Consider the following 11714-nt stretch of genomic DNA (forward strand, 5'->3'; position numbering starts at 1 on the left):
CACATCACTTTCTTTGTAACCAAGATACTTTGTTTTCTTCGCCTTTCCATATTTTTTTGATATTGGAACGATGGCGATAAATGATCAATATAGTCATCAGCCAACTTGCGATAATGATTGCAGGGTGCTCATACTGCATGCATGTAATAAATACGCTTGAAGTAATGGCGGCAACCATGCTGGCAAGGGAAACCATTTTAAATAATAACAGAAAAATTAAAAAAGCAATGAATGGAACAAGCAAATACCAACCGTTTTGAAAGGTGAAGATACTGGTGGCCAATAGGAAACCAAACATCGTAGCAACAGCCTTGCCGCCTTTAAAGTTTGCAAATACCGGATAACAATGTCCGATTGCTGCAGCTAATCCAGTCCATATGGAAGTGCTGGGACTGATAAGAGCACTGAGTGCAATAGCAATTACAACCTTTAAGATATCACAGGCTATTACCGCAGCTCCGGCCTTAGCTCCTAAAACTCGACCTGCATTTGTTCCCCCTAAATTACCGCTTCCATAGTTACGTACATCCGTCTTATAAAAAACTTTGCCTATGACCAAGGCAAATGGTATGGAACCAAGTAGATAACCAACGACTAAACAGAGTAATGTTGGTACTGTAAAGAAAGCATTCACACAATTTCCTCCTTAGTGTATCATCATTCAATAAATCAGCTTTATTTTATCATTCTTTTAATTCATTGCAAAGAGTTTTACTGTAAAGCATTGGTTAAAGAAAGCGCCTTTCTGTCATATAAGCATGATTTATAAAAATGAATCTATATGATTTCACTCTGCAAAAAATGATTTTTTTTGTTATAATATCGTAGACTGATTTTGAAAAGAGGGGTGCATGTATGGCACAAAAACAATATGATGCAAGCAGTATTCAAATATTAGAAGGCCTGGAGGCTGTGCGCAAGCGACCAGGTATGTATATAGGATCCACAGATTATAGAGGTCTTCACCATCTTGTGTGGGAAATTGTTGATAATTCTATGGATGAAGCACTGAATGGATATGGTGACACTATCACCATCACACTTGAGAAAGATGGTTCTGTCAGTGTGGAAGATTTTGGACGCGGCATGCCAGTTGGTATGCATGCAAGCGGTGTGTCATCTTTACAAGTTATTTTTACGATTTTGCATGCGGGTGGAAAGTTTACAAGCGAAGGCGGTTATAAAACCAGCGGAGGTCTCCATGGGGTCGGTGCCAGTGTCGTAAACGCTTTGAGTCAATGGGTAAAAGTGACCGTCTGTGATGGAAAAGATCTATATGAAATGGATTTCAGCAATGGCGGTAAAAAGATCAGCCCTTTAAAAAAAATCGGAAAGAGAAATAAAAGTGGTTCAAAAGTGCAGTTTTTACCTGATGCAAATATTTTTTCCACTACGCATTTTTCTTTTTCCAGCATTTGTGAACGTGCACAGGAAAATGCATTTTTGTTAAAAGGACTAACGATGATCGTAATTGATGATCGCAAAGAAGAACAAAGAAAAGAAGTATACCATTATGAGAACGGCTTGGAAGCTTTTATTGATTATCTGCATGAAGATAAAAATGTATTCCATCCGCCAGTGAGTTTTTCTGGTACAGTAAATGATATCAAAGTAGAATGTGCATTCCAATATACCGATGAATATCAAGAAAATATCTTTTCTTTTGTGAACATGGTGCGTACCAAAGATGGAGGAACACATGAAAGTGGAGCCCGAAATGCTTTCACAAAAGCCTTTAATGAGTTTGCAAGGAAAAATGGTCTCTTGAAGGAAAAAGATAAAAATTTTGAAGGCAGCGATGTCCGTGAGGGACTTACGATCGTGTTGTCTTGTTCAATTCCCGAAAATTTGCTGCAGTTTGAAGGACAAACAAAAAGCAAATTAGGTACGAGTGAAGCAAAAAGCGCAGTAGACAGCGTGGTAAGTGAGCATTTGAATTTCTTCCTGGAAGAAAATAAAGAAATTGCATTTGCCTTGGTGCGCAAGATGATCAAAGCTAGCAGTGCAAGAGAAGCGGCGCGAAAAGCAAGAGAAGATGCAAGAAAAGGAAAAACAAAAGGCAAAAGCGAACGAATCTTGTCAGGAAAATTGGCCAGCGCCCAATCGAAGGATGCCAGACGAAAAGAATTGTATCTCGTCGAGGGAGATTCCGCCGGCGGCAGTGCAAAGCAAGGACGGGATTCGAAATACCAGGCGATCCTGCCGTTAAGAGGAAAAGTGCTCAATACCGAGAAGGCCAGTATTGCAAGCATAGAGAAAAATGAAGAACTGAATACGATCGTACATGCGTTAGGTGCAGGAATAGGTGCTAATTTTCATGCAGAGGATTCCAATTATCATAAAGTGATCATCATGACCGATGCAGATACCGATGGTGCACATATCCAAACACTTTTACTAACTTTCTTTTATCGCTATATGCGCGATCTGATTGATAAAGGCATGCTGTATATTGCTCTCCCGCCTTTATATAAAATGCAAAAAGGAAAACAGATCCAATATGCCTGGAGCGATGAAGAACTGGATCAATTACGCGAGACGTTTCCAAAAGGATATACACTGCAGCGTTACAAAGGTCTTGGTGAAATGAATGCAGATCAGTTATGGGATACAACGATGAATCCAGAAACACGCTCATTGATTCAAGTGGATATTGAAGATGCAGTTAGTGCGGAGCGCAGAGTTTCGGTTTTGATGGGAGATAAAGCAGATCTAAGAAGAGAATGGATCGAAAATAATGTATCTTTCACATTAGAAGATGCTTATAGCGAGGAGGTGAAGAAACGATGAAAAAAAAGGAGACAAACCTGAATCAGCATGTGATTGTAACTCCTTTGGAAGAGATCATGAGCGATCGTTTCGGAAGATATTCGAAATATATCATTCAAGATCGAGCATTGCCGGATGCACGTGATGGGCTGAAACCTGTACAGCGCCGTATCTTATTTGCTATGTATGAAGATGGAAATACCTACGATAAACCTTATCGAAAGTCTGCAAAAACAGTAGGAAATGTCATTGCCAATTATCACCCGCATGGAGATTCCAGCGTATATGACGCGATGGTACGTATGTCTCAAAATTGGAAGATTACAAATCCGTTGATCGATATGCAAGGTAACAATGGATCGATTGATGATGATCCGGCAGCAGCTATGCGTTATACAGAGGCAAGGCTTTCAAAAATTGCCGACTTCATGTTGATGGATATTGATAAAGATACTGTATTATGGGCTCCGAATTTTGATGATGAAAAAATGGAACCGACTGTACTTCCTTCTCGTTATCCGAACCTGCTTGTCAATGGAATTACCGGTATTGCCGCCGGTTATGCAACAAACATTCCTCCACATAATCTGGCAGAGGTGTTGGATGCCGCCATTTATCGTATTCAACATCCTGCATGTACATTAGATGAATTGATGCAGTATGTAAAAGGGCCTGATTTCCCGACTGGAGGAACTGTCCAAGGTCTCGATGGCATCCGTCAGGCATTTGAGAGCGGGAAAGGAAAAGTGATTGTAAGAAGCAAGGTCACGATAGAGGAGACAAAATCGATACAGCAGTTAATCGTCCATGAGATTCCATATGAAGTTGTAAAAAGCGCACTTGTGAAGAAAATTGATGATATTCGATTAAATAAAAAAATTGACGGTATCATGGACGTGCGCGATGAATCCGATCGTAACGGTTTGCGAATCGTTGTTGATATAAAAAAAGATGCTTCTGCACAAACGATTTTAAATTATCTATATAAGAACACAGATTTACAGATATCCTATAACTATAATGTGATCGCTATCGTAAACAAATGCCCTGTTCAACTAGGTCTAGCGGGCATGTTAGATGCTTTTATCGCACACCGTCAGGATGTCGTTTTACGTAGAAGCCGTTTCGATTTAGACAAAAAGGAAAAACGCTGTCACGTATTGGAAGGACTGATCAAGGCGGTATCTATCTTAGATGAGATCATTGCATTGATTCGTGCTTCAAAAGACAAAGCAGATTCTAAAAATAAAATAATGGAAACTTTTGATTTTACCGAACCGCAGGCCGAGGCAATTGTTACCATGCGTTTATATCGCTTATCCAATACAGATATTACACAGTTAAAAGAAGAATATATGCAGCTTGTTAATGAAATAGAAGATCTAAATGAAATATTGGCTGATCCAAAGCGATTGCGCCGAGTGATGATCGATGAGCTGAAAGAAGTGAAAAAGACATTTCCTACGCCGCGTAGAACGCAGGTTGAATCTCAAATTGAAGAGATTGTCATTGATGAACGGCAAATGGTTGCCAATGAACAAGTAATGTGCACAATTTCAAAAGATGGGTATGCGAAACGTGTATCACTTCGTTCTTATAACGCATCTAACGATGTGATGAGCGGTTGCAAAGATAGTGATGTGCTGATTGGCTATCGAGAAGTAAACACTTTAGATACCTTGTTATTTTTTAGTGAAAGCGGAACTTACGGTTATTTGCCTGTCTACGAATTGGATGATGCAAAATGGAAAGATATCGGCAGTCACATCAGTTCCAAGTTGCGTATCACTTCTCAAGAAAAAATCATCAATGCCTATGTCCTGAGTCATTTCGATACTGCCGGATTTATCATTACATTGACAAAACAAGGGATGATCAAACGTACAGCAGTCAAAGATCTGGAAACCGTCAGAAATTCGAAAACGATGATAAATATCAAATTGGAAGATGATGATTCTGTCATTGCGTGCCTGTTTGCTTATGAGAATGATGAAATCTTGGTTGCTTCCACCAATGGGTTTGTAACTCGTTACCCGATTCAGCTCATACCAGAAACATCGACTCGTTCAAAAGGGGTAAAAGCAATGAACACAGGTGAAGGACAGATAGCCTCCGGATGTATTTATCATAACGATTCTGCACAATTGCTTGTCATTAGTGATCAATGTGCGATGAAACGTATTAAAATGAGTGACATCCCTGTCTTAGGCAGACCAACAAAGGGTGTTCGCATCTGTAAACGCATGAAAAGCAAACCCTATGTCATTGCCCAAATCCGCTGTTTACATCTAAATGATTCATTTACTTTTGTAACGGATGAAACGCATTTTATGACAATGAAAGATATTCCGCTGATGAGTTGCGATTCTACATTTTCAAATCCGATTCCACATGCAGAAAATTTCTTCTTTTATGAACCTTTTGGACGCATCGAATATGAACCGGTCTTAAAAGAAGAAACAGAGCAGAATGATGCAGTGATAGAAGATTTGTTTGAAGAAGACTATATTGATGGACAAATGAGCTTGTTTGATGATAAATAAAAAGTTCAAAGAAAGGTATGGAGATAGAAGATAAGGGATGCTATACTTATAGTAACTATTTTAAAAGGATGTGAGATCATGAAAAAAATAATGATTTTATTAATCGCAATCTTCATGTGTGGCTGCAGTGCGCAAGGAAATGACGCTTGTCCTGAAAAAATGCTGGAACAAGAAGGAGAACGGGCAGATATGAGCGCTTATGGCACATTAACTGACCAAGAACACGTTTTTTATGAAAAAACAATGGAAGATGTCCTTTCTATTTTTGAAAATAAGCAAAGTGCAATTGTATATTTTGGTTATGTTGGCTGCCCATGGTGCGCGGAAGCAATACCGATCATGGATGAAGTAGCAAAGGCGAAGGGTCTTACAATCTGTTATGCACCAACATACGATGGTGAAAAATATACATTGCAAGGAGATATTCGTAATAAGATATTCTCTTATCTGAATGATTTTTTATCGGAAGATGACGATGGAAATAAAGCAATGTATGTTCCTTTTGTTGTTGTGATAAAAGATGGAACAGTTGTTTCTGCTCATGAAGGAACTGTCAGTACACATAACGCACATGAACGTGTGATGAATGACAGTGAAATTATTGAATTAACTAATATTTATCAAGATATGTTTGATGCGTTGGTTTGTAATAATTGATTCATGTTAAAAAAGTGCATATGCTGAAGCTATGCATTTTTTTAATGCATATAATGAAATGAAGGAGCAAAAATGTGAAGCAAATACAATCATTGCATATGTGGATCAATGCGTTGCAGACTTGGTATTATCCGTTGATCATTATTCATACGAAAGAGAATATGGCACATAGAATACAAATTTTATTATATGAAAGCAGTGAATTTTATTGTATTTGGACAAAAGAGGGTATACTTTTACGTTATGCAGATACTTGGTATCATATCGTTTTTATCTTGAAGACAAATAGAGAATCTGCAAGAAGCCAGGCTTTGCAAAGAAAGGCAAATTATTCTATAGAGATAGAAAAGGTTTTTAGGGGAATCACTTTTACTTTGTGCAACCCGTCTATGAAAACGATATGCCATGTGGTTTCTATGATGGACATAAATAAAGCAATTATTGGAATTTTTAATAAGATTAAGTTGAAAAAAATAAAAAGGGATGGTATCATCTAAAAAATAATGCAGAAGGGGGGATTGAAGATGAAAAGAAGCGTTGCAAATTTACTTTTGATTATTGTCACAATCATATGGGGAGGGGGCTTTATCGCGACATCTGCTGCTCTTGAGTGTTTTGATCCTTTTTACGTACTGATGATTCGTTTTGTTGGATCAGCTATGCTTTCTTTTTTGATTGCTTTTCCCAGACTAAGAAAAGTGGAACATAAAACCTTATTGAAAGGATCTGTTGCAGGTGTTTTTTTATTTTTGGCATTCGCGTTTCAGACATTTGGCCTGCAGTACACTACAGCAAGCAAGAATGCTTTTTTAACAACCACAAATGTGATGTTTGTCCCTTATATCTATTGGATGTTGTTTCATCAACGGCCATCCTATCGACAAGTGATCGCGTCTTTTCTGTGTATAGGGGGCATAGGTTTACTTACGCTAAAAGGAAGCGCGATTTCTTTTGGCTTGGGGGATTTCTTTTCATTGATTTGTGCAGTGTTTTTTGCCTTTCATATCATTGCATTGGATTGGGCTACCAAAAGTGAAGATGTATTGGTCATCAATGCTATGCAGATGTTGATAGCAGCAGTTTTTTCAACTTTCTGTGCTCTTTTGTTTGGTGCTCCACCTTTACGTATTGGCATGCAGGCAATCTTAAGTGCATTGTATATGATTGCAATTTCAACGTGTTTGGCGTTTCTTCTACAAACAGCGGCTCAAAAATATACAAGTGCAAACAGTGCCTCTTTGATCTTGTCGATGGAAGCATTGTTTGCCAGTATCTTTTCGTTTCTGCTTTTGCATGAAAAAATCAGTTTGTTTATGATTTTTGGAGGCATCTTGATTTTATGCTCGATACTGATCGTTGAATATCATAAAGTGGATAAAAAACAAAATTCGACAAAGTTAGAAACGGACGATTGTTATAGTGATGTGGGTGATCACAATGCATTTTTACGCAACGAATCATGATTTTCAATCCTTTTTAAATGAGCATCTTTCGCTTATGGAGAATATTATACAATTTGATACGAAGGGAAAGATAGTTGCATATGTGGATAAGGAAGAATTTCGCAAACGTGCATGCACTTTTTTTCAAGTGCCTTTGCAGTATACAGCTGATGATGAGTTATTTCTTTTTTCTGTTACAAAAGAAGATGCATGGAAGATCAAGGTTTGCAGCCGTCACTTCCTTTTGGATAACATTGATGGCAATCCGTGGTTATCTTTATTGGAGAGGATTTATGATTGCTGGATCATTATCTGAAAGTTTTTGTTTTAAATAAACTTTTAAATGTGAATTCTATTTGAAGGTTTTGTTTTATTTATGTATTGTCAATGATAAAAAATAATAGTAAAATATTCTATAGTGTTAGGAGGATTATATAATGAGTTTCGATTTAGGGCTATCCATTGGTTGTACGCTGGTTGGTTTAGTTATAGGTTTAATTTTAGGATTTTATTTCACAAGAAAGAAATTTGAAAAAGAATTAAAGGAAAATCCACCGATTAATGAAAAAATGATTCGTGCGATGTTCTTGCAGATGGGAAGAAAACCGTCTGAAGCACAGATCAAGCAGATAATGAAATCAGTGAATGCAAACCGATAAGCACAGCATACTGTGCTTTTTTTCTTACATTTTTAAAAGATTGCAAACGAATAAATCATAACATGTTATACTGTGATTGATGAAAGATGGTGGTATTTTGAAGCGTATCATTAAAATAGCAGTATGTCTGCTCTTATTGGTCAGTGTTGTAGGAAGTGCGGTCTTGTTATATCGCGGTCATCAATCTTATGAAGACTTAATTAATAAACAGCCGTTGGATTCCTTGATTCAACAGATTCAAACAAAAGAAGATTACGTTTCATATGAAGATATTTCTCCATATCTCATTGATGCTACAATAAGTATTGAAGATAAAAATTTTTTTGTACATCATGGTGTCGATATTGCCGGCGTAGCAAGGGCAGTTCTCAGCAATTTGTTTGGTATCGGAGATCCTAGTGGCGGTAGTACGATTTCCCAGCAGTTATGCAAGAATTTATACAGTTTGTTTTATGACACATCGATAACACGTAAGATCACGGAAGCTTTTTTAACCTATGAGCTAGAAGGGAAATATGAAAAGAAAGAAATTCTTGAATTATATTTAAATGTGATTAATTATGGTGATGGCTATATTGGAATTAAGGAAGCATCCTTGGGTTATTTTGGAAAGCTTCCTAAAGATCTGACATTAGATGAAGCCAGCCTCTTGGCAGGTATTCCGCAGTCACCTAATAATTATCAATTAAGCAACCATTATACTGAGGCGAAGGAAAAGCAGAAACTTGTATTGGAAGCGATGGTAGAGGAGAAGAAAATAGAAGAAGAGATGTTGAAAATTACAGAAGAAGGGTGATGTTTCGAAGAGTATAGATGTAGCAAAACTGCATGGTAAAGATAGAGGGCATTTGTTTTCTTTTAAAATATGATGGATATTTCTTGAAATAATTGGAGAAAAGACATATATGAAATAACATATGTGTCTTTTTTTATTCAAAGATTAAAAAAAGTAAAAAAAAGCCTTGCAAAATATAAAAGACTCTGTTATTATATACGAGCAATGCCCGAGTGGTGAAACTGGTAGACGCAACGGACTCAAAATCCGTCGGTAGCGATACCGTGCCGGTTCGAGTCCGGCCTCGGGCACCATATGAAAAGAAAAGCCAGTGATGGCTTTTTTTTGTTCATTTCTAACTTGAACTTTACAGATTTAATACAACGAGCAATTAGGAGCATTATGACTTTACAACAATTAAGATATATAGTAGAAGTTGCCAAGAGCGGCACTTTCATGGAAGCGGCAAAGAATTTATTTCTATCACAACCCAGTCTTACTAAATCCATCAAAGAATTGGAAAAAGAAATGGGGATCCTCATTTTTGATCGGACGAATAAAGGCGTCTCTGTCACAAAAGAAGGAGAGGTTTTTTTAGGTTATGCACGTCAAGTTTTAGAACAAGCGGCATTGCTGGAAGAGAAATATAAGAATCATGTTGGAGGGAAACAGGAATTTAGAGTTTCAACGCAGCATTATTCATTTGCTGTAAATGCCTTTGTGGATTTGATTAAAGAATGCGGTGGAGAGGAATATGATTTCAGTCTAAGAGAAACACAGACTTTTTCCATCATTGATGATGTGTCTCGGATGAAGAGTGAAATCGGTATTTTATATTATAATGCATTTAATCAGATGGTGATTCAGAAATTGTTAAAAGCGAATGATCTTGAATTTACAGAATTATTTACTGCCCGGCCGCATATTTTTGTAAGTGCAAACAATCCATTGGCAAAGCAAGCAGTTGTGGATATGGAAGATCTTGTTCAGTACCCTTATCTTTCTTATGAACAAGGGGAACATAATTCTTTTTATTTTTCAGAAGAGATCTTTAGTACGATTCAACGTTCTAAAAATATCCGAGTAATGGATAGAGCAACCTTATTTAATTTGTTGATTGGATTAAATGGATATACAGTTTGTAGCGGTGTGATTGATAAAGAATTGAATGGCGAAAATATCATTGCTGTTCCGCTTCGTGCAGAGGGTGAAATGCATATTGGAGTTATCACACATAAAAAAGCAGTTTTAAGCAAACTGGGTATTTATTATATTGATGCCTTAAAAAAATATACCTATCGAAATTAATGACTTGTCGATATAGCAAAAAGTTATGGTGAAGCCATGTTTTTATGTATTTTACAGAAAACGGACATTGTGGTGTAATGGTGCATGTGAAGTAAACGGAGGGAACTACAATGTATAAAGAAAATGCACCATTCAAATATGATTTCGTAGGAAGTTTCTTGAGACCGGAAACTCTTAAAAAAGCAAGGATTGATCATGCAGAAGGAAAAATCAATGACGAAGAACTAAGAAAAGTAGAAGATCATGAAATTTCAAAATTGATCTTAAAGCAAAAGGAACTCGGATACCATGTGATAACAGATGGGGAATTTCGCCGCAGTTATTGGCATCTTGATTTTATGTGGGGATTAAACGGAATAAAACATATTGAATTAGATCATGGGTACTTCTTTCACGGAGAAGAAACTACGCGCGGTTCGATTGCTGTTTCTGGAAATATAGATGGCAGACACCATCCATTTATAGAACATTTCAAATTTGTTAAACAATTTGAGGATGAGAACACAGTTGCCAGACAAACGATACCTGCACCGGCTCAGCTCTATGCGGAATTATTTCGCGGTGATAATGGGGATAATACCATAAAATATTATCCTGATGATGAATGTTTGATCCAAGATATTGCGGCTGCATATAGAACGGTGATAGCAGATTTGTATGCAGCAGGTTGCCGCAACATTCAATTTGATGACTGTACTTGGGGCTTGCTTTGTGATGATCGATATTGGCAAAATGTGTCTAATGCGGCTGCGGAACGTGAAAAGACAGCAGAAAAGTATTTACGTCTGAATAATCTTGCGCTTGAAAACAAGCCTTCAGATCTTGTGATCAATACACATGTCTGCCGTGGAAATTATCATTCGACCTGGGCGTCCATGGGCGGTTATGAACCTATTGCGAAAGTTCTTTTTGAAAATGAAAAAGTAGATGGTTTTTATTTGGAGTTTGATGATGAGCGTTCTGGAGGATTTGAGCCGCTGCGTTTTGTAGCAAAGGATAAAAAAGTTGTGTTAGGTCTGATTACTTCAAAATCTCCAAAATTGGAAAATCCAAAAGATATCGTGGCACGTATTCATGAAGCAGCGAAATTTGTCCCGTTTGAACATCTATGCTTGAGCCCGCAATGCGGTTTTGCTTCATGCGAGATCGGTAATAAATTAACTGAAGAAGAACAATGGAAAAAGTTGATTCTCGTGAAGCAGATTGCAGAAAACGTATGGGGAGAATAGCTAAAATGAGAAAGAAGTGGAATTAGTTCCATTTCTTTTTTTTGTAATGTTTTAGAAGAAAAAGCATGGTTAAAGGAAGCGACGAGAAGGATATAGAGAGCGGGAGAGGAGGAAAAGAAGGAAAAAAGTAAAAAAAGTGAGAAAAAAGAATTGACAAGGGAGAAACGGAGTGGTATTATAACTGAGCACGCAGCGAGGTGCTGCGAGCTCGATCTTTGAAAACCAAACAGAGAAACGTCAATTCAAAAAAAAGAAGAAGGACGCAAGTCCGGATAAGAAAAGAAAAGACGCTAGCAAAGAAAAGCGAAGCGTAAGAAATGAGCTAAACAAAC

General features: G+C 37.4%; 11 protein-coding genes and 1 tRNA gene. 11 read left to right on the plus strand and 1 reads right to left on the minus strand.

What is annotated here, in order from left to right; all coding sequences use genetic code 11:
- Positions 1–4: 4 nt before the first annotated feature.
- Positions 5–634 (minus strand): glycerol-3-phosphate 1-O-acyltransferase PlsY, encoded by a 630-nt coding sequence (gene plsY / locus BQ9859_RS05600; protein ID WP_075877262.1) that lies wholly within the window; start codon positions 632–634, stop codon positions 5–7.
- Positions 635–855: 221 nt separating this feature from the next.
- Between plsY and parE the strand changes: the two genes are divergently transcribed.
- From parE to BQ9859_RS05655, 11 genes are all read left to right on the plus strand, one after another.
- The gene (parE, locus tag BQ9859_RS05605) at positions 856–2790 is read left to right on the plus strand and encodes a DNA topoisomerase IV subunit B (RefSeq protein ID WP_075877263.1); all 1935 of its coding nucleotides are present in this window, start codon (positions 856–858) and stop codon (positions 2788–2790) included.
- The gene (gene parC, locus BQ9859_RS05610) at positions 2787–5312 is read left to right on the plus strand and encodes a DNA topoisomerase IV subunit A (RefSeq protein WP_075877264.1); all 2526 of its coding nucleotides are present in this window, start codon (positions 2787–2789) and stop codon (positions 5310–5312) included. Before parE ends, parC begins: the two co-directional genes overlap by 4 nt.
- A 78-nt stretch (positions 5313–5390) precedes the next feature.
- Complete coding sequence (locus BQ9859_RS05615; protein WP_075877265.1) at positions 5391–5969, plus strand: TlpA family protein disulfide reductase; 579 nt, start codon at positions 5391–5393, stop codon at positions 5967–5969.
- A gap of 161 nt (positions 5970–6130) precedes the next feature.
- Positions 6131–6466: a hypothetical protein gene (locus tag BQ9859_RS05620; protein ID WP_235846401.1), complete on the plus strand. Its 336-nt coding sequence runs from the start codon at positions 6131–6133 to the stop codon at positions 6464–6466.
- 27 nt (positions 6467–6493) lie between these two features.
- Positions 6494–7432 carry a DMT family transporter gene (locus BQ9859_RS05625; RefSeq protein WP_075877267.1) on the plus strand — a complete coding sequence of 313 codons (939 nt, stop codon included), beginning with the start codon at positions 6494–6496 and terminating at the stop codon, positions 7430–7432.
- Between the two features lie 34 nt (positions 7433–7466).
- A complete protein-coding gene (locus tag BQ9859_RS05630; RefSeq protein ID WP_143404382.1) occupies positions 7467–7727 on the plus strand; it encodes a hypothetical protein in 261 nt (86 codons plus the stop codon).
- A gap of 121 nt (positions 7728–7848) precedes the next feature.
- Positions 7849–8070 carry a YneF family protein gene (locus BQ9859_RS05635; RefSeq protein ID WP_075877269.1) on the plus strand — a complete coding sequence of 74 codons (222 nt, stop codon included), beginning with the start codon at positions 7849–7851 and terminating at the stop codon, positions 8068–8070.
- 97 nt (positions 8071–8167) lie between these two features.
- Positions 8168–8866 carry a biosynthetic peptidoglycan transglycosylase gene (locus BQ9859_RS05640; RefSeq protein ID WP_143404383.1) on the plus strand — a complete coding sequence of 233 codons (699 nt, stop codon included), beginning with the start codon at positions 8168–8170 and terminating at the stop codon, positions 8864–8866.
- Between the two features lie 206 nt (positions 8867–9072).
- A tRNA-Leu gene (locus BQ9859_RS05645) sits at positions 9073–9159 on the plus strand.
- Between the two features lie 88 nt (positions 9160–9247).
- A complete protein-coding gene (locus tag BQ9859_RS05650) occupies positions 9248–10153 on the plus strand; it encodes a LysR family transcriptional regulator (protein ID WP_075877271.1) in 906 nt (301 codons plus the stop codon).
- Between the two features lie 110 nt (positions 10154–10263).
- Entirely contained in the window at positions 10264–11382 is a 1119-nt protein-coding gene (locus BQ9859_RS05655) for a 5-methyltetrahydropteroyltriglutamate--homocysteine S-methyltransferase (protein ID WP_075877272.1), read from the plus strand.
- Positions 11383–11714: the final 332 nt, after the last annotated feature.

This window comes from Merdibacter massiliensis, from assembly GCF_900155395.1.
GTDB classification, from domain to species: domain Bacteria; phylum Bacillota_I; class Bacilli_A; order Erysipelotrichales; family Erysipelotrichaceae; genus Merdibacter; species Merdibacter massiliensis.